This window comes from Arthrobacter sp. PvP103 (genome assembly GCF_017833075.1).
Lineage (GTDB): Bacteria > Actinomycetota > Actinomycetes > Actinomycetales > Micrococcaceae > Arthrobacter.
Window position 1 is genome coordinate 3468078 of record NZ_JAFIBQ010000001.1, and the last position, 22936, is coordinate 3491013.

Annotated in this window: 14 protein-coding genes and 2 pseudogenes; 11 read left to right on the plus strand and 5 right to left on the minus strand. The window is 59.9% G+C overall.

Annotated features, from left to right (window positions below):
* The first annotated feature begins 32 nt into the window (after positions 1-32).
* Complete coding sequence (locus tag JOE41_RS16035; RefSeq protein ID WP_209752933.1) at positions 33-1445, plus strand: amino acid permease; 1413 nt, start codon at positions 33-35, stop codon at positions 1443-1445.
* A gap of 166 nt (positions 1446-1611) precedes the next feature.
* Here JOE41_RS16035 and JOE41_RS16040 read toward each other — a convergent pair whose 3' ends face one another.
* The 3 genes from JOE41_RS16040 to JOE41_RS16050 all read right to left on the minus strand — a co-directional run bounded on the left by JOE41_RS16040 (position 1612) and on the right by JOE41_RS16050 (position 5020).
* Complete coding sequence (locus tag JOE41_RS16040; protein WP_209752934.1) at positions 1612-2202, minus strand: hypothetical protein; 591 nt, start codon at positions 2200-2202, stop codon at positions 1612-1614.
* A gap of 681 nt (positions 2203-2883) precedes the next feature.
* A complete protein-coding gene (locus JOE41_RS16045; protein ID WP_209752935.1) occupies positions 2884-4470 on the minus strand; it encodes a DUF262 domain-containing protein in 1587 nt (528 codons plus the stop codon).
* A gap of 1 nt (position 4471) precedes the next feature.
* Positions 4472-5020: a hypothetical protein gene (locus JOE41_RS16050; RefSeq protein WP_209752936.1), complete on the minus strand. Its 549-nt coding sequence runs from the start codon at positions 5018-5020 to the stop codon at positions 4472-4474.
* Positions 5021-5565: 545 nt separating this feature from the next.
* Between JOE41_RS16050 and JOE41_RS16055 the strand changes: the two genes are divergently transcribed.
* The 6 genes from JOE41_RS16055 to JOE41_RS16080 all read left to right on the plus strand — a co-directional run bounded on the left by JOE41_RS16055 (position 5566) and on the right by JOE41_RS16080 (position 19494).
* Entirely contained in the window at positions 5566-7971 is a 2406-nt protein-coding gene (locus tag JOE41_RS16055) for a DEAD/DEAH box helicase family protein (RefSeq protein WP_307800710.1), read from the plus strand.
* Positions 7972-7980: 9 nt separating this feature from the next.
* Positions 7981-10434 carry a hypothetical protein gene (locus JOE41_RS16060; protein WP_209752937.1) on the plus strand — a complete coding sequence of 818 codons (2454 nt, stop codon included), beginning with the start codon at positions 7981-7983 and terminating at the stop codon, positions 10432-10434.
* Positions 10434-11861 carry a hypothetical protein gene (locus JOE41_RS16065; protein ID WP_209752938.1) on the plus strand — a complete coding sequence of 476 codons (1428 nt, stop codon included), beginning with the start codon at positions 10434-10436 and terminating at the stop codon, positions 11859-11861. The genes JOE41_RS16060 and JOE41_RS16065 overlap by 1 nt, the downstream gene beginning before the upstream one ends.
* Before the next feature lie 8 nt (positions 11862-11869).
* Positions 11870-17446, plus strand: a complete 5577-nt coding sequence (locus JOE41_RS16070) for a hypothetical protein (RefSeq protein ID WP_209752939.1) — start codon at positions 11870-11872, stop codon at positions 17444-17446.
* A gap of 122 nt (positions 17447-17568) precedes the next feature.
* Complete coding sequence (locus JOE41_RS16075) at positions 17569-18939, plus strand: DNA cytosine methyltransferase (RefSeq protein WP_209752940.1); 1371 nt, start codon at positions 17569-17571, stop codon at positions 18937-18939.
* Positions 18940-19056: 117 nt separating this feature from the next.
* Positions 19057-19494 carry a very short patch repair endonuclease gene (locus JOE41_RS16080; protein ID WP_209752941.1) on the plus strand — a complete coding sequence of 146 codons (438 nt, stop codon included), beginning with the start codon at positions 19057-19059 and terminating at the stop codon, positions 19492-19494.
* An 11-nt stretch (positions 19495-19505) separates the two neighbouring features.
* On the opposite strand, the pseudogene JOE41_RS16085 reads toward JOE41_RS16080, so the two are convergent.
* Positions 19506-19640 (minus strand): annotated as a pseudogene (locus JOE41_RS16085) (sigma factor-like helix-turn-helix DNA-binding protein); the annotation flags it as partial.
* 152 nt (positions 19641-19792) lie between these two features.
* Here JOE41_RS16085 and JOE41_RS16090 point away from each other — a divergent pair.
* Positions 19793-20179, plus strand: coding sequence for a hypothetical protein (locus JOE41_RS16090; protein WP_209753715.1), 387 nt, complete (start codon positions 19793-19795; stop codon positions 20177-20179).
* Positions 20131-20292, plus strand: a complete 162-nt coding sequence (locus JOE41_RS21240; protein WP_209752942.1) for a hypothetical protein — start codon at positions 20131-20133, stop codon at positions 20290-20292. Before JOE41_RS16090 ends, JOE41_RS21240 begins: the two co-directional genes overlap by 49 nt.
* A 229-nt stretch (positions 20293-20521) precedes the next feature.
* Here JOE41_RS21240 and JOE41_RS16100 read toward each other — a convergent pair whose 3' ends face one another.
* On the minus strand, positions 20522-21292 hold the full coding sequence (locus JOE41_RS16100; RefSeq protein ID WP_307800711.1) for a DeoR/GlpR family DNA-binding transcription regulator: 771 nt from the start codon (positions 21290-21292) through the stop codon (positions 20522-20524).
* A gap of 20 nt (positions 21293-21312) precedes the next feature.
* Here JOE41_RS16100 and JOE41_RS16105 point away from each other — a divergent pair.
* A pseudogene (locus JOE41_RS16105) lies at positions 21313-22010 on the plus strand (zinc-binding dehydrogenase); the annotation flags it as partial.
* 9 nt (positions 22011-22019) lie between these two features.
* Positions 22020-22853, plus strand: a complete 834-nt coding sequence (locus JOE41_RS16110; protein WP_209752943.1) for a class I SAM-dependent methyltransferase — start codon at positions 22020-22022, stop codon at positions 22851-22853.
* Positions 22854-22936 lie beyond the last annotated feature (83 nt).

Here is a 22936-nt window from a genome sequence, read left to right on the forward strand (position 1 = left end):
AACCCGTTCCGCCTACAACCAGAGGACTCCCCATGGAACAACAGACAATGAAGTCTGGCCGCGCACTGGGTGCGGCACTCAAACCACGCCAGCTCACCATGATGGGGCTCGGAAGCGCCATTGGCGCGGGCCTGTTCATCGGCTCCGGCGCCGGCATCCAAGCCGCGGGCCCGGCCGTGCTGATCTTCTACCTCGTGGCCGGCACCCTCATCATTCTGGTGATGTGGGCCCTCGGCGAGATGGCCGCCGCCAACCCGGACAGCGGTGCGTTCTCCGTCTACACCGCCAAGGCTTACGGGCCGGTGGCCGGTGCCACGGTGGGCTGGCTCTGGTGGATCCAGCTCGTGGTGGTCATTGCGGCCGAAGCCCTCGGTGCGGCAGGCCTGCTGGCTACCATTTTCCCTGCCCTGCCGGTGTGGCTGATGGCGTTCGTGTTCATCGTGGTGCTCACCGCTGTGAACCTGACCAGTGTGAAGAACTTCGGCGAGTTTGAGTTCTGGTTTGCGCTGCTCAAGGTGGCGGCCATCGTCGGGTTTCTGCTGGTGGGCTTTGCGCTGCTGTTCGGCTTGGTGCCGGGCGTGCAGTCACCGGGCCTGAGCAACTTCACGGGTGCCGGGTTCGCGCCGAGCGGTTTTGCCGGGATTGCGACGGCGCTGTTCGTGGTGGCGTTCGCGTTCGGCGGCACTGAGATCGTATCCGTGGCGGCAGCTGAGACCGCCGAGCCTGCCCGCAGCGTGAAGAAAGCGGTCCGGACGGTGCTGTGGCGCATCCTGGTCTTCTACATCGGTGCGATCTTCGTGATCGCGGCGGTGGTTCCCGTGGGTTCGGCGGGGCTGAAGAGCCCGTTCGCCGCGGTGCTGGATGCCGCCGGCATGCCCGGCGCAGCCACTGCCATCACCCTGGTGGCCGTGGCAGCGCTGCTCTCCGCCCTCAACGCCAACCTCTACGGTGCGTCACGGATGGCGTACTCCCTCGCGGAGCGGGGTGAGGCACCACGCCTGCTTGCCTCGGTGTCCAAAGCGCGTGTCCCGGTTGTCGCAGTCCTGGCCAGCGTCGCTTTCGGCGTTGTCACGGTTGTGCTGGAGCTGGCCTTCCCGGAGAAGGTGCTTCCCGTCCTGCTCAACATCGTGGGTTCGACGTGCCTGCTGGTGTGGACGTCCGCGCTCCTCGCCCAGCTCGCGCTGCGCCTCCGCGCCGACCGCGAGGGGACAGAGCTTCCCCTGCGGATGCCCGGCTTCCCGTGGCTCACGGTGTTTGGTCTGTTCATCCTGGCTGCGATCTTCACGGTGGGTTTCATCGGCGAGGATTCTCGTCCCCAGCTCCTGAGCACTTTCGGACTCGTGGCGCTCCTGGCGGTGGCGAACTGGCTCCACCACCGGAACGGGACGGTTGCAGGCCCCGTTGAAGCTTCGGAGGGTGACAAGGAGCCGGTGCTTGTCGACTGATTAAGTCGTAGCGAACCACTTCTTTGGTTCAGGGCATTTGAAGGGCGCGTCCGGCTTTGGCCGGGCGCGCCCTTGGCACAGGATGCAGGGCTGGGACAAGGCGGTTTACATTGGGCCGGCTATGAGACGTCAGTTCATCTGCCGACCACTAGAAAGCCTTCCGCGCCTAGCGTCGCAGCACGAACCCGAAGAAGGCAGCCAGCACTTCCAGAGGAGTTGCCATCGCTCGCAGCAAACCCAAACCGAGGCTTGAGGTTTCAGCTTCTGAAATATCGGTATTAATGAGCCGGCTACGAACTTTTGACTTGCCTGCTCCCGAAACTATGGCTTCAACGACCCACGTGACTCCTTTCGGCAGGAGCGTGGGGTGGAAGCTCACATCGGCGATTTGATTGGTGCCTTCATGGGTTGATATGTCAGGTTCTACTCCGTCGCTGCTGAGAATCCGGACGAGGCCGTAGAGCGTGCTGCCCGTTAGTTCGACAAGGAACTCTCCGCCGTCGAACTGCTCCGGGGTTATGTCGTGCGGGCCGACGTTTCTCAGTAGCAGCCGCACTAGGTGAGGGTCTTGGACCTCATTCCCGCGGAAGACAACCTTTAGGTCGTCACTATTCCTGTGGGCACCGGAAGCCAACAGCGGTGTCGAGATCGAGCCGACGACCACCTTGCCTCGCCGGGTACCCCATCTGCGGGAAGCGAAAATGGTGACGGGTATGCCCACCAGGGCCAGCGCGCTGAGGATGATCGGAAGGTCCATCCGATAATCATGCTGCATTATGGCTGGTCACACGAAAATGGCGAGGTGGGATAGACTCGTCGCCCTACTTGAAGGAACTAACGGGGAACTGAGCGGCGTCTACGGCAGGTCTGCTTGGGGCTGCCACTTGTCAGCGACGAGACGATACGTGCCGAACGGGAGCCTGGCTGGCCGCTCAAAGCCGTAGGGAAGACATGACCGCCTGCCGTTGGAATACGGCGCATTATTCTTGCCACAAGGCCGTCCGATGAGCCGCCGGACAAATGCTTCTGAGTGGGCTGTCGTACACCCTCACCGGCGAAACGGGACTTTACTGGGGATCACTGCTATGGAATTGCGTCCAGACGCTCGAAGGAGATCGCGCACTCCAGTTGCGGCCTCCTCGGGGTATGGCGTTGGCCAACGGCAATTCCGACAATAGGGAGCTCTTGGACAGCCTCCGGTCGTTCTGACGGATGGCTTCTCGATTCTGTTGGCAGCAACAGCTCAACCTAGGGCACAACGCCGCATCCTTTTGCGGTCCTGGGCGGTCGAGTGACGCCTGGTGGCGTTCGGGCCGACGGCGGCCGGCTCGCCTTCTACCGGAAGATCCACCTCAGATAAGCCGGACCGCCCACTGATCCGCTGATGTATCAAGTCTGCTGGAAGTCTGCGGCCTCAGACGGCCTCTACCGTAGTCCTTTAATTCGTTTCGGCGGCTATCAACTCGACGGGGACCTGCGCTCGTGATGATAGCTGCCCAGCAACCCTCTCAAGTCTTTGCTCTAGAAATTCAGAAGGATTTTTAAGAAGTTCCGGCGTCTCGATCAAATGCGAAGCCAAAGTAGCTGGTTGGAACTCGCCGAGGTCAGTTATCCCCGCTTTGGCAGTTTGACGCCCGACCAGCAGCATTCCAAGAGTAAGAAGGTGTACTGAGGAAATTTGTGACACATCCCTACCAAGGACGCTAACAGCCGCGATGTTACTGGCGTCGAAGAAGGCCGTTGGTACGCCTTCAACTGGGTCGATGGGTCCAGCGGTTGCTAAAAGGCAAAGTAGCCCCCGATGAAGAGAACCGAATTGACGCTTATTGACAGAAAGCATCAGCTCCTTGTCCAGTTCAATCCGGTCGGGCAGCGGGTCACGGCCACCCAGGAGGGCCTGAAAATCCTCTACAGCGCGCGTATTGGACGCAACATCGTACCTTCCTTGGAAGACAGACTTCCAAAACCACGACTCCACAAACGACGTGTGGCTATCTAACTCTCCCTCCAGGGCCAGGCCCCCAAGGATGGACAACTGAACGCGGAAAGGCATCCAGTCCGGATCCAGTACGCCGAGGCGTTGTTGAGCAAAAACGACAGCACGTGACATAGCTTCAACGCTCGGCTCCCACAAATCTCGAACGACGGTGCCTGGGAGCTCCAAGACGTCATGCTGACGAACGCTGTGACGTGCACGCAGCGCAATTAGGCTTAGAACCGGAAGCCCGTCACCCTCAAGGAAGGCGGCCAGTCCAGGGTGCTCACGCTGAGCAGTCTCCCAGCGGTGCCGGAGGTTGAAGTGTTGTGTGAAGGATTTAGCGACCATGAGGTCGAAAGTCCCCAGCGCTTGACCCAGCCTGTTGACTCGTTCAAAGATCCTAGCGACGGCCTCAGGATGCACTTCATCATCAATTACAACGGCGGGTATCTCATACCGGTCCAACCCAGAGAGGAAATCGACATATAGGTCGGTAATGCGCCGTTTCGTCTCGGTGTGAACCTCGAACTCTAGGGCTTCATCCCGCCACGCGTAGAAAGCGGACGGACTTCTCAGCGCAGATACGGGCAGAAGATGGTCTTCATACTCCCGACGTGGATTGCCGTAGTCGCGCTCCCACCGCTTGCTTGGGACAGCGACGACAGCTTCTTCTAGGTCCTCAATGGTTTCTCTGTCGGCTATAACGTCGAGACGTATGGCGTAGCGGAAGGAACCTCTCCCGTAGAGCGCTTGGTATAGAGAGGTCAGCCGTTGTTGCCCGTCCAGGACGACCATTTGATATGGAGGCGACGCTCGCGGCGCGCCTTCAATTTCGCGAACAGAAAAAAAGAATTGCGACTTGCCAGGGAGCAGGAGCAGACTGCCAATCGGCCATCCCGTTAAGCATGTGGCCAGTAACTGCTTGACTGCCCCATTGTCCCACTGAAAGTCGCGCTGAAATTCGGGTAAGACGATTCGGCCTTCATGTATGCCAGAAAGAATACGAGACAAATCGTAATTGCGACCATGAGTTTTTTCGAGTCCCACTTCACACCTCGTTCAAGTGATCGTCGTTTTCTTCGACGCGGTCTGAATAGCGTGGAGCCTTTGAGTTGCTCTGGAACCTGTTTATCGAGTCATCTAGCCATTGAATGCTGGGATAGGTACCTCGGTCGGAGCGCACCAGAAGCACATAATTTTGACCACGATGGCCGTCGAGGGGGTCAATGAACAAAGCGTAGCGTTGATCACACTTGAGATATGCGTGGCGCGCTGGGGCCTGAGTGGTGCGTATCACGAGACTGCTCTTCTTATGGCGTTTTGATTTTTTCCAGTCGTCCTCGACATCTTGAATGACTTCTTCGAGGATGCTTCTATATGTTTTCGGTTCTTGACCCAGTTGGTTTGCAACGGTGTCAAGGTTGGAACTCGAAGGATCTAGAAAATGAAGCTCTACTTCCTTTGGTCTTTCAGTAGAGCGATCCAGTATGTGGTGCCAGATCAGAGTTCGAAACGATGAAGGATCATTCGTGTAGCATTGGATCGTTCTCGCAAACGGAACAAAACTTGCCCAGTCCACATTGTTAAGTGCTTGCATTCCATCGAGCCCAGATTCCACTAGTCGCCGATCTGAAGCCATGTATGACATCAAGTCTCGAGCTACCGTTTGCCGGAGAAATAGGTCAGAAACACCATTCACAAGGCCCACCGTTATTACAACAGCACCAAATGTGGATACCAGGGCACCCCAGGGAACAGGCAGTACCGTCGACCACCACATCAGGGCCAGGCCAACTACGATACATGCGAGCACTATGAGCAGTACTCGTCCCGAAGTCGCCTTCATTGTTCCCCCTACCCTTGTGCCTTTGAACCGGGCACTTGTTCCTCCACGAGACGTTATTGGTTCTACACCGTTGACGCCCTAGTGCGACACTAGCCGCAAGCGGTAGTAATCCAATAATTACGATCGGGGATTTCCTTTCGAATCTTCTTTGGCAAGCGTGCAGGAGGCCTTAGCCTAGCGAAGTGATCAACTTTGACGGCGAACAGGGACAGTTGCCTCCCGGCTTGTATGAATTGCTAAGTACAGATTCGGTCAAGCATCGTCTAAATAGCGATTTGGATCATCAGCCCATCTTCGTGCAGGTTGAAGATGAAGATGTCCCAGACATCCTGACTCGGCACGTTTCCGTTGCCGTCCGGCATGCTTTGGCAGCAGCGAAGCCAGCCCTCAGGGTCGGTCTAGCCAACCGGCTTCTCCAGGAGCTGAGCACTACGGACCGAATCGCAGACGGCCCGACCCAGCTCCAATCACTCCACCGTCCGGACACCCTAAAGCGCCGGCAACTTCGCCGCCCCACCACCAGACTGAGCGATTCCGCGCTCCTCACTAACAGCAAGGACGAGCCGAATCTTGCCGCGGAACTCCGCTCTGAAATCGAGTCCGCCAACACTGTCGACCTGCTTTGCGCGTTCGTCCGGTGGACGGGCCTCCGCCTGCTCCAGCCGGCCCTCGAAGAGCTCAAGGAACGCGGCTCCAAACTCCGAGTCATGACCACCACCTACATGGGCGCCACGGAACGCCGCGCCATCGATGAGCTCGTCAACCGCTATGGCGCCGAAGTGAAGATCAACTACGAAACCCAGGCCACGCGCCTGCACGCCAAGGCCTGGTTGTTCCGCCGCGACTCTGGCTTTGACACCGCCTACGTAGGCAGCTCCAATCTCAGCCAGGCTGCCCTCCTTGACGGCCTCGAGTGGAACGTCCGGCTCAGCTCGGTCGGCACGCCCACACTGCTGCAGAAGTTCGAGGTCACCTTTGACAGCTACTGGGAGCAGCGAGCCTTCCAAAGCTACGATCCGGAACGGGACGGCGAAAAGCTGGACGCCGCCCTGGAACGCAACGGCGGCCGGCGCACGGCAGCCCCTGGCGCGGCCACCGGGCTCGAAGTCCAGCCGTTCCTCCACCAGGAGGAGATGCTCGAAGACCTGGAAGCCGAGCGTCTCAAGGGCTTCAACCACAACCTCGTGGTCGCGGCCACCGGCACCGGCAAGACCGTCATTGCTGCCCTGGACTACAAGCGCCTGTGCGAGGCTGCCGGCCGTGATCTGAAGCTGCTCTTCGTTGCCCACCGGCAGGAAATCCTGAAACAGGCGATGCGCACCTACCGTGACGTCATGCAGGACGGCACCTTCGGCGAACTCTACGTCGGGGAACACAAACCCACACAGTGGAAGCACATCTTCGCCTCCGTCCAGTCGCTGTCTTCGCTCGGCGTCGAGCAGCTGGAGCCTGACTTCTTTGACGTCGTGGTCATCGATGAATTCCACCACGCCATGGCGCCCACCTACCGCCGGCTGCTGGATTATCTCCAGCCGCAGCAACTCCTCGGCCTGACCGCGACGCCGGAACGCGGCGACGGCGTCGACGTCGCCAAGCAGTTCTTCGACGGCCGCACCGCCAGTGAGCTTAGGCTGTGGGACGCCCTGGACGCTGACCTGCTGGTGCCGTTCCACTACTTCGGTGTGTCGGACGACGTCGACCTCAGCCAATTGGAATGGAAGCGCGGCAACTACGACACCACTCAGCTGAACAACCTCTACACGGGCAACGATGCCCGCGCCGCCAAGGTGATCCGCGAACTCCGCGACAAAGTCACCAGCACGGACCAGATGCGGGCCATCGGCTTCTGCGTCTCGGTCCAGCATTCCCACTACATGGCCGAAGTGTTCAACCGCGCCGGCATCGTCTCCGTTGCGGTCGACGGCAGCACCGACGACGCCGACCGCGCGGCGGTGCTGGAGCGCCTCCGCCGGCGGGAAATCAACTGCATCTTCGCCGTCGACCTCTTCAACGAAGGCCTGGACCTGCCGCAGGTGGACACCATCCTGCTGCTCCGGCCCACAGAGAGCGCCACGATCTTCCTCCAGCAGCTGGGACGTGGGCTGCGCCGTGCCGAGGGCAAGGCCGTGCTGACGGTCATGGACTTCATCGGCCAGCAACGGCGTGAGTTCCGCTTCGATCTGCGCTACCGCGCGCTGACCGGCTACGGACGGAAGGAGCTGGAGAAGGCAGTGGAGGACGAATTCCCGTACCTGCCCTCGGGCTCCCAGATCGTGCTGGACCGGGTGGCGCAGAAGGTGGTGCTGGACAACATCAAGGCACAGCTGCGGTTCAACCGGGCACAGCTGGTCCGGGACATCGCCTCGTACGCCGAGACCGAGCTGGCAGCTTACCTAGAGCAGTCCGGGAACGACCTGAAGTCGGTCTATCGTTCGACGAGGGATTCCTGGACCGGTTACCTCCGCCAGGCGGGGCTGATCGATGGGTTCTCGCCATTGGAGGCCGCCCTCATCGGCATCCAAGAGCTCTCGGATGCCGATGAGAAGAAGCTCCTGGGCCGGATGGCTGCGCTCATCCACGTGGACGATCCGGAACGTGCCGAGGCTACGCCAGCAAGAGTCCGGAACCGGTGCGAGGACCACTGGCACACGGATGAGACGAAAGAGAGTGTCGTGCCGCCGGCGGCCCTCTGTGAACCGTAATCTGATCGAATGCTCAAGGAAACACGCCCGTCCCAGTGGTCTGACGACGAGCTCGACGCACTCATCGACAGTTATCTAGGGATGCTGAAGCTCGAGATCTCAGGCGCAAGCTACAACAAGCGACAGAACAACCTGAAGCTCCAAGAGACCGTGAAGAGGTCACACGCCTCGATTGAATTCAAGCTCTGCAACTTGAGCGCTGTTCTGGACGGGATGGGCAGAAGGTACATTTTCGGGTACAAACCGCGTCCCCACTTTCAGGCTGCCCTGCGTGACAGCGTACTCCGGCGGTTGGGGGAATTTCCCTTCACCGATGATTACGATGCCGAGGGAGACTCGGCGCTTGCCGAAGCGGTGAAGCTTGGCGGTGTAGCTCCATCCACCGTCATGAACCCGGGGCGAGAACCAGATGATAACTTTGAGCCACGCAATGAGGGGGAGTACGTGAACGCCGAAGAAAGCGAATGCGCCTACTGGGACACGCTGGGGGAGTTGTGGGACAGGACAACTGGCGGGAGCGGCGTAGCGGCGAAGCCGGCCAGCGAGGGCCAGAGCCAATTGCCTACGGCGCCTCGGCCGGCCGGTGTGGAGGAGGCCTGCGACTGGTTCAAAAGCGGCCTAAACAGCGACTCCCTTCCCCGCTTCCTTTTCCTCGTGGGAGGGCCCGGTGCCGGGAAATCCCATGCAACTTCTGAGATCGTCGATGGGCTTGACCCCATTGAACCCCCAGAGGATGGACTCGCCCATCGGAGCTACCGATACAGGGCTGGGGGCAGGGAACTTCTGCTAATCAACGATGCCACTATCGGTAGCACCGAGCACCGGCGGAATCCACTCAGTAAAGAAATAGATGCCTCTCAGCGTGCCGGCAAGCACCTCGTGGCCTGCGTCAATCGAGGAATCCTAATTGATGAAGCCACCCCAATCACTGCCAGCCCTACTCATGACCACACCGCGGGTCAGGCCCTTGTGCGCTGGTTGGCAGGGGATGCCGCAAGCGAATCTAATTGGAACGTCCAAACGGATTGCGATGAACCCTATCTGCGCGCCGGCCACCTATTCGATGGGCCTGACATCGTGGCCAGCGTTCTGGTTGTTTTCGTCGACGTGTGTTCACTCCTTGAACGGCGCCCCGAAGTACGCATTACATCCGGCGACAACGGCGGCACTATTTTCGAAGCTGAACCCTATGGAATCGCGGACTTTGCGAAGCGGACTGCCATGGACGTCGTTACGCCCGCCAGTGCGCTGTTCAGCAAGGTGACTGACCTCGTTTCGACCAGCGGATTTTATGGCGGATCAGAGCACCTTGTCGATCCGATAAAGGCGAATATCGAGTCCCTTAGCTCTAACCGCGTTCGTGCGGGAATCCTGACGGTGGTTCGGGGGGCTGAGCTGACGTCCGGACAGCGTATGACCTTTCGCGAGATATGGGGGACAGTTACGCGTTGTATCCTCGGGGATGCGCCGAATCAGGTCGCCAGAGACGAGCTCCGCGGTCTCATCACGCGTCTACAACCAACCGAGGCCGACTCTGTGCTGCGGTTCAAGGATCTTCAGCTGCTAGCCGGATTGCGTTTCTCCCAAGCCATCTTTGGTGGCCGGAATCCAGTGTCGGTGAGCTTCGATCCCCTTAGCAACCCCATTACTAAGCTCACCCACTTCGTGGACCCGATGCGGGACGCTATTCCAGGACGCTTCGATCAAAGCTGGGAATCCGGATGGGCAACACCGTTGGCCGACTCTTTCGCCGGGCCCGTCACAAACGGCTCACCCCTAGAAAGCCTGGAAGATGACCTTGATGCGCGAGATCCGTTCTCCGAGATCTTGACTGAGTTCGATAGAATCTTGGACCGGGCGTTTGTCGGTGCGATGCGCGACCCTAAGATACGCGACAAGGATCGCTACGCCTTCATCTCTTGGTATGGAGGGTATCTTGGCCGCCTCTATGCACTTGCCAATGGAATTCCAGCCTTCAGGCCTCAGGTCGCCGCGTGGACCCAAGCTTGGTATCTAAGCCCAAATCTTCCCGATGAGCTGGGGTTTGGCCTCCGCACGCTACTTCGTCCTAAGCGCAGGCCGGGGGATATCGAGTCTGCTTCGCTGATTCCTATTCTGGCGAGTCGTACTGATCCGATCGTGGGTGTTCAATCCGAACCTAAGCTCGCCCTCAAGACCGGAGACGTCGAAATGAAGACATTCAGGGACTCCGAGGCCTTGTTCCTCGTATTGAGCGAACAAGGCAAGGAGATCTCGCGCATGCCATTGGACTTTGCTCTGGTGAGAGAAGCTCTGGCTTGCGGGCACGAGCATGCAGGAGTGACGGAAATGACTGATGTGACTTCGCCTCGCTTGGAGAGGTTTCGAGCTGCTCGCCTAATTCCCACGCAACTGAATAGGGCGAACTACCGCGTTGTGGTGGGTAACTCGGACTTCAGCATGACCGTCACTGGAGGCTATTAATGGTCGCTGCGACCCGCATCATTCTTCCTATGAACCGGCCTCAATATGTGTCGGTGCCGGAAGCCTTCATCACATCGCTGGCATGGAGGGTTCACGACGATCGCAAGAAGGAATTGACCGAAGATGGTGTTCCCGTGGCGTATATGTTCAGGTCAGAGACGGCCGGTACACCGACGCTCAAAGTCAGGTCAACGGAGCCGGAGGGCCAGAAACTGGTGGACTACGGTCACCAGCTCGTTGTTCATGGACTTGCAACGAATGCAAAATACGAGGGCGACTTAGCCTCAGCAGTTCTAAATAGCGTCGCGGGAGTGCAGGCTGAGAAGAGTAAGAGCCAGGCTGCTAGCCCCATTACGCCAGCGTTTGCATTGCTTCAAGATATGCGCGGTTTCCAAAGAACCAAAAACCCCCCGGATCTGGGGGCAATTTTGGAATCTTTGTTCCGGCTGGGCCTCAAAGAGGACGACGGAAAAACTACAGCTGCCCGGCTCTGGCTTAATGCCGCTAACAAACGCTGTGAGATAGACCCCCTCTTGTCCGCAATTAATGAGGCGACAAAAGCGGCGCTTCTCGATGCGGGATACCCTGAACTTGGCGAAGACGTAGACCCCGACACGACCCGTAAGGTGGAAAGTGATCTAGGGGCCTTGTACGAGGGCACTCCGTTTTCTTGGTTTGCCAGGTCATGGCAAAAGTTGACTAGTGATGAATGGGTTGGAGCCCTACCTGCCAGAGTGTGGGTTGACTGGGCAACCACGGTATTACGCCTCGCGCTTGGACAGGGCTTCCTCTGGGAAGCTGCCTGGTATGAAACGCTGGCCCGTCGGATCCTCAGTGGAAAGCCGGGCACGTGGAGGGAGGTCATGGCGCAAGTGCCGGAGATTCTTCCTTGGAGGTCGAGTCGCTCGTCCGTTGCAGTGAGGGACGTCGCTCCGCTTCTCTCGTGGCGCGTGCACCGAGGCTCCAAAATCCGGAAGGTCTTGGAAGATTGGCTTGTGTCAAATGCAGCATCTCACAACGATTTTGCTGCGGCGCTGGCTGCAATGTCAGAGGACGAGGAGCTCCGGGGTTCCCTCACGTTGGCCTTGGGCAGCGGCGAACGGTCGGCCGCAAATACGTGGGAAGCGGTCAAATACGCGTTGCTGACGCGCGACGCGAGTGGCCCATTCGCCGACTACTACGGACTCTTGCGATCCAACGGACGCTTCCTCACCGTGCAGCCCGGGACGGAGTGGATGGCTGTTGTCGCCAGCCTTGCCTGTGAAGGTCCCGGAAAGACCTCGGACGTGGCGACGCTCATGCTGAACCTAGAGGAGCTCGGCCTCAGGCCCGAGGCAGGGGACCTCATTCAGCTGCTCGAAAAGGCTGGACTGGCGCGGGGTAGCGCCGATGCCGACCGCGGCGTCATCATCGAAAGTGCTTTCTAGGAGACATCGTGGAATTGGAACTGTTTGGATCAGTGCTAGGGCGTTGCTTGGCGTCTTTGGATACGCTGACGGCGGCGTACCTGCCCGAGGGTATAGATGACGCGACCGCCGCGGCCGTTGTCCGGCGAGCGAATCAGCTTCGGTCCGATGTGCCTCCCTATGCGATCCTAGTGTCAGCCGGCGAAGAGAACGACGAAGATGCACTCTGCATCAGGGTGTCCGCTCAGAACGCCATCAAATATCGTCAAGACGACCGACTCGCGGTGGTCGTTGGGAAGCACCCCGATCTGGCATCCTTCGTACAGGCCTTCCGGGAAGTCCTAGGACAGAATTTTCCTGATGGCGCTGCTCAAGAAGTTTCGCTACAAGCTGTCGCAGCGGCAGCAATCGCCGAAGTTGCGGACGCAACCGGAATCGACGCCACGACGGATTGGGATCGGACGCTTGCGGGGGCCAGACTCGCACAGTGCTTCACGCTTCTTGCGGACGTCCACAAGGAACTTCGTCAGGGCACGGAAAGTTGGAACACGTACTGGTTTAGGCACGTAGGGATCGGACTTACTCGACTTGTCGAGAAGATTCGCGCCACCAAGGTGATGGCGCCGGAAATGTCGATTGATGATGTCTTCGAGCGGTATACCTATGCCGCTTTCAGGATGCCCCGGCCGCTTGGATCAGGTCCAACGAAATATTCGCCGAAGAAGTTTGTCGATGCCCTGCAGTCTTACTGGGCCGATGAGACGACAATCAACGCAACTGCTAAGTCCCTGGGCCAGCTCGACAGCGGCCAGCCGGGCCACCATGCGCTAGAAGACATTGACTGGTCGGGGATCGATAGCCAGATGGCCGCCGACGATAATCAGGCGGTTGCCCTTGCAAATTATTCACCGCCGGGGTCTGACGTTACAGAGGCGCTAAGCTCCCTCACAGATCGTGACTTCGTCGAGCCATTGGGCGCAGACCTAACAAAAGCTCGACTTGAGGTCACGGATGCAGCTGGTAGGTCCCTCAGCGCGACCGGCCCGGGAGATTCCGGCTCAGTCGCCATCGCTAGCGCAGTACCCGACGAAGAATCGAGTGGGATCGCGTCCGAAGAAATCCGTGTCAGGATTCCCGTTGCGGGAGGCCCTTCGCATGGCGAACTTGGAACCACCGGCCTCACTTTCACGACCAAGGCAGCAAAGACGCATTGGTCCGGATGGCTGCAGTTGGACGAGGACGGTGCGCTTTGGGCCGTTGGCCACATTCGGCGCGACGGCAACAAGGGTCCGACCCGGCCTATACATTTTGAGCTCCAGGTACCCGCCGGGGACGTCCTTTCTGGTCGGGTGAACACCTCCCTAACATTTGACGTATTTGTGGCGCCGGTCGACTCTGCGGGACTGCTATACCTGCCGCTGAAGGCAAAGGGTGCTGCTGGTAAGCCTAAATATGTAGGCTCCGATTCCGACGGCGGGACCTTCGGCGCCACGCTCGACGGAAGAGCGTCCCAGTATCGCTATATCGTCGTTGCAGCTGCTGACGAGGTTGTACCGCTCTACGAAGGAACGGAGATGCAGCCGCTGAGCGGGCGACCTGGCATCTTTGTGGTGGATGCCAGCCCCGTGGGTTTGGCGAATATTGTTGTCGGCGACATAGTCTTCGAGATACGCGCTGCGGAAAGCCGCGAGGCCCCCCAATCGCCGATCGTTGCGGCAGTGAATAGGGACAGGATATCCAAGGACCGGCCAGACCTGGCCGTCCTTCAATCGCTTCGAGGCATCTACGAGTCGCTGCTTGCAGAAGATCTTTTGGATAACGAGTGGAACACGTGCTTGGGACACGTCGTGATGCCCGCAGATAGGGCGTTCCCGCTTGACGATCTGGGTGCCCGTGGCGGCATATTGATGAACAGTGACATGGCCACAACATGGAGCAATATCAGCGATTTCCGAATACCCGATGAGATTCTGTTTTCCGTTGAAGCGGAAGAATTCCGGGCTGCCCTAAAAGAATTAGACCCCCTAGAGGCCATGCAAACCCTCGACGCCGACGGTGCGACGTATGTCGAGTGGCCTTCGAAGACATCATGGCGTCACCTTTGGGATAACCGTGGTCAGGAATTGAAGCGGTATCTGACGGCATATTCCGACCTCGTTGAAAAGGCTCGCTGGTTCGGAGATCCTGCGGGAGTCTTTTGGGCGGCCTATCCTTTCAGCATTAGCGTATGGGAGACCGAGCCGGCTGCGAAGTGCTCAGCAGTTCTTCTTAGCCCCCTGCATCCGATTCGACTGGCGTGGCTAGCTGGCGTCGAATCTGTCCTGTGGGAATCCGAGTGGGCGGAGCACCTCGCGGGGACCGTCGAGGGCTGGAACTTCCCCCTTCTCGGTCCGAAGGAAATGTCTAGTGGACGAATGCTCGCCGTTCCGATGGAAACTGGGGATGGCCAGTTATTCCTGGGCTGGTCGATGCTGGTCCGCGCGTCGATCGAGGGATCGGAGCCCCTGAAGGCCCCAGACAGAATTGGAGATCGACCTGCGCCTGGGAGTGCAGCGAGTGGTCTGAACGCGACGGCTGTTGCAGCCGCGCTGCGCAGCTATCGGCAGATGAATCCTCATGTTTCAACGCTGACCGTTGACTTGTCTGCTTCATCAGAAGCGACTCGCCTCCATGAGGTTGATGACGCAGTACTAAAGGAAATCGAGGCATGGACGGGTAGGGCCGACGTTCCATTGATCGGAGGGGCCAGGATCTGGGACTCGAATCGCCGGTCGGGCGAACCGCCCCGGGAAAAAATGGCGCGTCTGGTGCGCTCCTCCGAGGGTATTCCGCTCACATGGTCGCGATATGCTCCGGACAGCGCGAACATGAAAAAGTGCAACATCCGCATCCTCCAAGACGCCGGTGTGCACCTTGAGGTTCAGTCAGGTCAGGGGCGAAATCTGGGTGTACTGGGTGACTCGCCGCTGCGTCGCTTCGAGTCCGTGGCTGGCAACGGCCAATCAAAATCGTCGTCGACTTCGCACCCCACCTTTCGTCCGGAAACAGGGTGGGAGCCACTCTCGAGGGCACTACGCCTTGTCGAGGGCACCGCAAGCAGCCCACAGATCATCTCAAAGTTGTTCAAGGCCAACCTGGTCAACGATTCTGCGGACTGGACTGTTTCGGGCGAAGCCTTGATGAATCCCAGTGCTATGGCGGAGATCGTGCAGCATTCGAGCGGCGGCAGCCAGATGTTGTGGGAGTGGCGACCGCCCTTCCTTGACGCGTCGGCGGACGTTCCTCTCTTGGAACGGCGCCCCTTCGTTTCGGTTGCTAGGGTTCCCGGAAGCTTTCGTGCGCAAATAAAGAAGCTGCTCGCAAAAGCTCAGGGCGGAACCGTGACCGATGAGGAGCTTGATGACCTGCTTGGCCAGCTAGGCGCCCGTGGAGTGGGACTGTCATCGCTGTTGGCGATGGGGGGAACGCACGCGTCAGGGGCCCTTGGCTTTTACCTGGCGTTTGCTCTCATGAATCGGCTCAACGAAGACTCCGAAAACACCTACGTATTGCCGATCGATGCTTGCGACAATTTTCTGAGGGCCCTCGCGCGCGGAACCAACCAGTCCGCCCAGATGCGCCGTGCAGACCTCTTAATCGTTCGAATGAACGACGAGGGCGTCACACTGTCTCCAGTCGAAATCAAGTTCTACGGTCTGGGATCGGAAGACACTAACGGCAACCTGCCCGGGCCGAACGATGCGGCCATGAATGAGCCGTTGGACCAAGTGCGCGCCACCCAAGAATTGTTGCTTAGTGTGGCAGAAAGTTCGCGCCAGATCTCGGTCAGAGGATCGCGCGCGGATAAGGCATTGTGGTCCAATGGCCTCGCGGCGCTGATTGAAGCGGCGATTCGTTTGAGGCCAGGCGGAAGCGCCGAGCCAGAAGTTCTAGCAAGGCACCTGGACAACCTAGTCAACGGGAATCTCGAAGTCCGAACTGGTCAGCCGTTGGTGTGCTATTTCAAGCATGACGCCACCACTTCAGAAGGCGGAAACTTCCGAGCGGTGCATTCATCGGAGGTGGACGGTGCATTGCCCGGTGCTGGGTTTGGCCTTCTGGCGGCCAATGCAGGGCATGCCTTCGAGGCAGTCACCGATCCGGAAAGCGAGTTGGTCCAAGAGTGGAACCGCCTAGTTCACTGGTCGCTGGGCAACCCGATAGAGGCCGTCGCCACAACGCCTTCTCATGAAGAAACTGATGAGGCGAACGTGCCGGAGGAGACGCACGCCCAGGAACCGGACGTCGTCGAAGTAAAGCGTGATCTGCCAGCTGAAATCACAGGGGAAGGCCCCGTAGAAACGGAGCCCACCCAAGCAGAAGCAGAGGAAGCAGAGGCCGTCCTGATGCCAGTCGCGAAGCCCGGCGTCGGAGGAGCTGGGACAACCGGAGTATCTGGCGACACTTCTTTCGCCGGTGGTATTCGGGGAACAGGTGTTCGATTCCGCGTTGGCCGGGTCCTTGGGACGCTCGGAGACTCAATGGCGGAGTACTGGCCAAGCAATACCGAACTGAACCAGATGAATATCGGCGTTGTGGGCGACCTTGGAACCGGGAAGACCCAACTGCTGAAGGCCCTTGTCTACCAACTCAGGGAAGGCAGCAGGACTAATCAGGAGACGCCGCTGTCGATGCTCGTATTTGACTATAAGCGGGACTTCCAATCTCCTGATTTCTTGGAAGCCGTTGGCGGAAAGGTACTAAAGCCTTACCGTATTCCGATAAATGTCTTTGCTCTCCGAGAGGGTTATTCCCCTCTGGCCGCGTACCAGCGTGCCCAGCAGTTCGCAGACGTACTCGATAAGATCTATGGCAACATCGGTCCAGTGCAGACGGATCGCCTAGTCACGTCCATCGTCAACCTTTACAAGGAGAAGCAGGGCGAGCCTCCCACATTGGCCGAGGTTCTGGCAGCATACAGTGACGGCCAAAAGCCCGACGCCGTGACTTCTATTCTCAAGCCGTTCATACTCGGCGAGATCTTCAGCGATGACCCTAACGAAATGATGTCCTTTGAACAAATGATGGAAGACAGCGTCGTCATCGTTGCGCTTAACGATTTTGGCACGGACGACAACGGGAAGAACGCCCTGGTCGTTCTGTTCCTAAATCTGTATTACGACTACATGCTCAACTCCACCAAGTGGCCGTTCGTTGGGAACTCGCCCCAGTTAAGGAGGCTCAACTCCTTCCTTCTTGTGGACGAAGCAGTCAACATCATGAAGTACAACTTCCCGGTGCTCATGAACCTCATGCTGCAGGGCCGAGAATTCGGCTTCGGCGTTATTCTCGCCTCGCAATACCTCGACCATTTCAAAAAAGATGGGCGTAACTACGGGCAGCCGCTTCTGACCTGGTTCCTCCACAAGGTTCCTTCGGTAACCTTGAAAGAGCTTCAGCAGCTGGGGCTGCCCAACGTCACGGCCGATATCGCTGGCAAGATCTCAAGCCAGAAGGTGCATCATGCCCTGTATAGCTCATTGAATTTCTCAGGAAAGTTCATTGAGGAAGTGCCCTTCTTCAAGCTGATCGGCGGAGGCACGGGTGGCGACCCAACTCGTGCCTAGCCCGACGGACGCCCGGCTTTTGATTTCGGAGGTAGCCATCACGTCCCAGCCTCGAGACGTATCCGCGACGTGAGGCCAAGATGTCGGAGGCATGAGGTTAGGTGGGGGAGAATAGGAGTCTTATGAAATACGTTGACCTGTTTTCCGGCTGCGGGGGCCTGTCCCTGGGTATCGAGCGAGCCGGCGGCCAGTTGGTGCTCGCTGTCGAGAAGTCCGACATGGCTGCCCGCACGTTTTACCACAACCTCATAGACGATGCCTCCGACGCGGTGCAGTGGGGGCGGTACGTCGCGTCTGAAGAAAACAATCAGATCGCGTCGCGCCTTCTCGTACGCGAACTCAGCGTCTTGCTCGAAAACACCGCCGCCATGAGGGACATGCGCTCCGACGGACTAGACCTCGTCGTCGGCGGGCCGCCGTGCCAGGGCTTCTCTCTGGCCGGACGTCGTAACCCTGCTGATATCCGTAATGAGCTTCCTTGGCAGTACCTGAAGTTTGTGGGCGCAACTCGCCCGCGAGCGGTTGTGATCGAAAATGTCGTTGGCATGGATAGAAGCTTTGCAAAGGGTGAGGCATCATCGTTCCGCCAGTTGCAGCAAGCATTGGCTGAGACCGGCGAAGGATATGTAGTCCAAGGCGTGCACGTCAACGCGGTTCATTATGGTGCGCCGCAGCACCGTCCGCGGCTAATGATTATCGCCGTTCGGACGGACGTCGCGGCCGACCGCGGCATTACTGCGACGGGGGAAACGTGGCGTTCCGCTTTCGTCGACCAAATCGAGGGCGACGTCCCGTCATTGGCGCCTCGCCCTACGAAGCTGATGTCGGAGATGGAGGCCGTTGGCCATGCCGTTGGTGACCTCACGGCACGTGGAGCCGCCATCGCGGATGCTGATTCCGTGGCCTACGTGCGGTCGCTGTCCAAAGACTTCTGGCCAGGACGCAACCCAGCCCCGGCTGAACTGCGAAACCATGTCCGGCGCCGGCACGGCGAGCGCACAACACAGCGGTTCCGCTTCTACCAGTACCTTTCGCAGAGCGGCCTCGACCAGCGGCTCTTGAGCCACGCCGCGCGGCTTCCGGAGGACGACGCAAAGCTTTTGTTGAAGCACCGACTTCTGGAGGCGCCCCTGCCTGCGAGAGCGCCGGACGGTGTTTGCCTTGCTGAGTCCCTGGAAGATCTCGTTGAACTCGCTTACGGGCTTGCCACGAGGAAACACTCCCAAAAGGTGCTTAGCTGGGGTGAACCTGCCAGGACAGTGGTGACGCTCCCGGACGACTACGTCCACCCCCTCGAACCGCGGATTTTCACAGTTCGAGAAATGGCACGATTCCAAGGATTCCCTGACCACTTTGAATTCCTTGGCAAAGAAACCACTGGCTCTCAACGCCGCCGCTTTGAAGTTCCGCAGTACTCTCAGGTCGGAAATGCTGTCTCACCGTGGCTTGCTCTTGCGGTCGGCAGAAAGATGAGCACTCTTCTGTCTGACTGATTGGTCGAAGGGCCACGAGAGTCACGTCGGTCGGAACTTTGCGCGAGCTGCAGCCACGGATCAGAGTATGGGCCCCTGCGACTCCCCTTTGAGGGTAAGGGGAAGTAAAATGGGGTCATGGCGGACTTCATGACCGCAGCGCAGCGCAGCGCACATATGGCAAAGATTCGATCGAAGAACACCAAGCCGGAATTGCGGCTTCGGCGTGCTCTGCACGCGGCTGGATATCGCTACCGTCTCCACGACCGGGCTCTTCCGGGGCGGCCCGACTTAGTGTTTGCGGGTCGGAAAAAGGTCATTTTTGTGAATGGGTGCTTCTGGCATGGGCACGACTGTCCTGTCGGCAGCCGCTTACCCAAATCGAACACCGAATTTTGGGCGGAGAAGCGGCGCCGGAACCAGGCGCGAGATTCTAACCAGAGGTTGCAGCTGCTCGAAATGGGTTGGGCATATCTGGACGTTTGGGAGTGCGAGGTGGCCGCAAGCGCAAAGTTGGTGGACGAAGTTACGGCATTCCTCGATCGCAAAGCAGCCGTCCGACCCGGGATTCGCTAGGAAACGCTGAGTCAGTCGAGATAGTCGAACAGGACTTGGTACCGCGTGGGCTGCCGCAGTTTGGACATCGTTTCTGATTCGATCTGGCGGATTCGCTCGCGGGTGACACCGTAGATCTTGCCTATTTCCTCCAATGTCTTCGGGCGAAGTCCCTGACCTGCTCGTGACGCTGATTATGCACGGTGCCTGAACGGAATCTGGGCTGTCTATTAAGACTTCTCTTGATACGGCTGTTTCGTATGTACGCTGACGACGCATAAGTATTTGGACAAATCAAAACAATAAATGTGGAAACCAATTGGGTAAAATGAAGGGCAACCGCCTCAACACCGCTGCAAATGTCGGCAGCTTTGCGACGGGGCGCCAGCAGCTCCGGCAACAAAGAGCGATCGCTGCTAACACTGCAGCCGCGATGCTGATCCAGGAGAAACAGTTGGAGATCCAGAAGCAGCAGGCCTACGAAGGCGACTATGACCGACTTCTGAACCGTACCGACCGGGATGTGGCACAGGGGCGAATCACACGGGGTCAGGCGGACTATACCCTGCTGGCGGCCCGCACCGACCGTGCCGTGGCAAAGGGGCGCAAGAGGCCGAACGAGGCCTTCTCGGCTTCGTTGGCGCACACCGTTTCTACTTGGGCGACAAGGGCTGGGGCGTGTTGCAGGTTGCCGTGTTCGTCCTGACGTTCGCATTTACTTTCGGCCTTGTGGCCTTGTGGGGTGTCATCGAGGGCATCATGATCCTATGCAAGGCCAATACTTTCAGCCGTGACGCTGCAGGGGTGCCGCTTAAGTAGATCGTTGATTAGCCCCTCGCTGCGCGCACTAGCCGAACACGGGGAGGGCATGTTCCAGTCATTGTGGCCACTCCCACCGTGGGGGGTGGTCACGTTCTGATCCACAGAATATTAGGCAGCCGATTAGGTTGGCGTGGGCTGGGCATGATTGCTTTCCGACCTTGCTCGCACTTGCGCGCAGTGCAACTGCGAGGCGTGTCCTCGCTGTTTTTGCGACGTTATCCGTTGTTCAGGTGTACCGCAGCCACCTCAACCTCAACCCCGCGTCCCTGAACTTCGCCACCTGCCCCGGATTCGCGCCGTCGTCCGTGACCAACGTCCAGGGCAACGCCAGCCGCGCCCAGGCGTGGAAAGGCCGCAGGCCGAGCTTGGACGAGTCCGCCAGCACATACACTTCCCGTCCGCGCCGGGCCATCAGCTCTTTGAGCCGGGTCTGGGCGTGGTCGGCCTCGCAGATGCCGTCCTCGGCTGTGACGGCGTCGGCGCCCAGGAACACCCGGTCGAAGCTCGTCCGCTCCAGCGCCGCCTCGGCCAGCGGACCCACAAAACTTTGCGAAAGGCTTCGCAGCCGGCCGCCCAGGCAGTCCACCTCGATGCCCTCCGAATCCGCCAGCTCCTGCATCGTGTTGATGCCGGGCGTCGTCACGGACAGCTTTTCGAAGCCGCGCAGTTCGTGGGCCAGGGCACCCACGGTGGAGCCGGCGTCGAGCAGGATGTTCTCCCCGGGCCGGATCACGGACGCCGCCCAGCGGGCGATGGCATGCTTCTGCTCAAACGCCTCGCCGGTACGCTGCCGCAGCGACGCCTCCGGGTGGGCGCCCAGCGCCATCGCCCCGCCGTAGGTGCGGGCCAGCCGGCCCTGCCCGTTCAGCAGCGCCAGGTCGCGGCGGATGGTGGAAGCCGTGGACCTCGAACCGGGCGGAGAGTTCCTCCACGGAGGCCAGGCCGGTGGTGACGGCGAGGTGGTAGATCTCCTCGCGTGGTCGTGGTATACGGCCACCACCAGGCCGTAAGCGCTCCGGCCTGCCCGCGGGTTTAGGATCGCTTAGGGTGGACCAGCGGTGGGTGCACCCCATCGGCGACATTCCGCTGGACGAGGCGGCGCTGATCGAGCCGCTGTCCGTGGCCCACGACGCGGTGGCGCGCAGCGGCGTGAAGGCAGGCGACACGGCGCTGGTGGGCGGGTCGGGTTCCATCGGGCTGCTCACCCAAGCCGTGCTCAAGGGTATGGGGGTGACCACGATCATCAGCGAGCTGACCCAGGCGCGCAAGGAGAAGGCCACCTTCAGCGGCGCCCCCGGCCACGTCCTGGACCCCAGCAAGGAGGACGTCCCCGCACGGGTGCGCGAGCTCACCGGCGGGACCGGGGCCGACGTCGCCTTCGAATGCGCCGGCGTAAACGCGGTGCTGGACACCATGCTCGACGCCGTCCGGCCAGGCGCCGTGGTGGTCAACGTGTCCAGCTGGGACGCGCCCGCCACCATCGACGTGCAGAAGATTGTGCTCAAGGAGATCGACCTGCGCGGCACCATCGCCTACGTCCGCGACCACCCCGCGGTCATCAAGATGGTGCAGGAGGCAAGGTGGATTTGAAGCCGTTCATCACCGGCCGGATCGCGCTGGAGGACCTGGTGGAGCAGGGCTTCGACACCCTGATCAACCACAAGGACGCAGCGTCGTCGTCCTTCCTCTTCCTTCGCTGTAGAGCGCCGATGTAGGGTCGTGCCGTGATCATCCCCGAAATTTCCCAGAACGCCGCGGCGGTGGCGGATCACTACGACGAACTCGATCCCATATACCGTCTCGTGTGGGGCGACCATGTCCATCACGGGCTGTGGACGACGGGCCGCGAGACACCCGGCGAAGCCGTCGAGACGCTCGTGGACACAGTCGGCGATAGGCTGGGCCTTCTGCCCGGCCAAGCGTGCGTCGACATCGGCTGCGGCTACGGCTCCACCGCACGGCGGCTCGCTATGACACGCAGGGTCAGCGTCACCGGCTTCACCCTTTCGGCCGAGCAGGCCAACTATGCAGCCGCGCATCCCGTACCAGGCGTGGACATCCAGGTCCGCGACTGGCTCGACAACGGGCTGGCCGATGCCTCGGCCGATGCCGCCTGGGCCATCGAGTCGAGCGAGCACATGGTGGACAAGCCCAGGTTCTTCGCCGAGGCGCACCGCGGGCTGGCGCCCGGCGGCCGCTTCGTCATCTGCGCGTGGCTCGCCGAGACCGGCGCCAGCGGGTGGAAGGTCCGCCACCTGCTCGAGCCGATCTGCCGCGAAGGGCGCCTGCCCTCGATGGGCACGCGCGAGGACTATGAGGAGATGGCAAGGCAGGCCGGCTTTACGGTCACCGGCTACGAGGATGTCAGCCGCCGCGTCGCCCGCACCTGGCCAATCTGCGCTCGCCGGCTCGTGAAGGCCTTGCTCGTCGACAGCGAGATGCGCCGACTGGCTCTTGGTGCACGCAACCGCAACTCGTTTCTGGGCATTCCCCGCCTGATCCTGGCCTACCGCACCGGTGCGATGCGGTACGGGATCTTCACGCTGGCGAAGGGTTAGATCGGCCTGATTGCGGGCCCCTCGACGCACTGCCCCAGGGCGCTCCGGGGCGGGCTGGTTCGCATGGTCGGCCCGCCCCTCGG

What these genes read in the sequence shown, in the direction of transcription:
- JOE41_RS16075 (WP_209752940.1), top strand. Translation starts at nt 17,569, where the DNA reads ATGAAATACGTTGACCTGTTTTCCGGCTGCGGGGGCCTGTCCCTGGGT.
- JOE41_RS16065 (WP_209752938.1), top strand. Translation starts at nt 10,434, where the DNA reads ATGGTCGCTGCGACCCGCATCATTCTTCCTATGAACCGGCCTCAATAT.
- JOE41_RS16080 (WP_209752941.1), top strand. Translation starts at nt 19,057, where the DNA reads ATGGCGGACTTCATGACCGCAGCGCAGCGCAGCGCACATATGGCAAAG.
- JOE41_RS16060 (WP_209752937.1), top strand. Translation starts at nt 7,981, where the DNA reads ATGCTCAAGGAAACACGCCCGTCCCAGTGGTCTGACGACGAGCTCGAC.
- JOE41_RS16040 (WP_209752934.1), bottom strand. Translation starts at nt 2,202, where the DNA reads ATGGACCTTCCGATCATCCTCAGCGCGCTGGCCCTGGTGGGCATACCC.
- JOE41_RS16050 (WP_209752936.1), bottom strand. Translation starts at nt 5,020, where the DNA reads ATGCAAGCACTTAACAATGTGGACTGGGCAAGTTTTGTTCCGTTTGCG.
- JOE41_RS16035 (WP_209752933.1), top strand. Translation starts at nt 33, where the DNA reads ATGGAACAACAGACAATGAAGTCTGGCCGCGCACTGGGTGCGGCACTC.